The following is a 747-nucleotide window of genomic DNA, read 5'->3' as shown; positions in this document are numbered from 1 at the left end:
GCGTGACGTGATCGGGGAAAAGGAGTTGGTTGACTTTACGGTGCAAGAGTCGCCTTTCGACCGCTTCTCGAAAAAGCTGGGTGCGAGTGTGGCGGAGCAACTGGCCCTGTGGATGGGGTTTCAGGGGCCGACCTTGCGTTGATCGCCAGGCGTCAAAAAAAGCCGGCCTGAGAAGGCCGGCTTTTTTGTGGGCGCTGGACAGGCATCTGACCGTCGGGCTGGCTTGCTCCTTTGCGAGGGGCAGGCAAGTCCTTGCAGTTCAGGGGATGATAACGCCCTCGGTGAGTAGCATGTCGATCAGGCGAATCAGTGGCAGCCCTACCAGGCTGGTGGCGTCGTCGCCTTCGGTGCGCTGGAACAGGCTGACCCCTAGGCCTTCGGCTTTGAAGCTGCCGGCGCAGTCGTAGGGTTTTTCGGCGCGCAGGTAGCGCTCAATCTGTTCTGTGTCGAGTGTGCGCATGTGGACGGTGAAGGGAACGCAGTCGGTCTGGTGACCGTCGGTCTGGGAGTTGAGCAGGGTGAGGCCGGTGAGGAACGTCACGCTGGCTCCGCTGGCGTCCATTAGCTGCTGGCGAGCCTTGTCGAAGGTGTGGGGCTTGCCGATGATGTGGCCGTTGAGTACTGCCACCTGGTCGGAGCCGATGATCAGGTGTCCGGGATGACTGTCGGCAAGTGCGCGGGCCTTCTCCAGGGACAGGCGCTCGACCAGTTCGCGTGCGGACTCGCCCGGGCGGTGGCTTTCATCGA

At 62.2% G+C, this 747-nt stretch carries 1 protein-coding gene and 1 pseudogene; one reads left to right on the top strand and one right to left on the bottom strand.

Annotated elements, in window-relative coordinates:
- A pseudogene (locus tag TU76_RS25300) lies at positions 1–142 on the top strand (S49 family peptidase); the annotation flags it as partial.
- Positions 143–259: 117 nt separating this feature from the next.
- On the opposite strand, the gene TU76_RS23980 reads toward TU76_RS25300, so the two are convergent.
- The coding region (locus tag TU76_RS23980) for a Maf family protein (RefSeq protein WP_048352643.1) at positions 260–747 on the bottom strand (488 nt) is incomplete at its 5' end.

Source organism: Pseudomonas psychrophila (assembly GCF_001043005.1).
Taxonomy (GTDB): domain Bacteria; phylum Pseudomonadota; class Gammaproteobacteria; order Pseudomonadales; family Pseudomonadaceae; genus Aquipseudomonas; species Aquipseudomonas psychrophila.
This window is presented reverse-complemented; position numbering and strand designations above follow the sequence as displayed.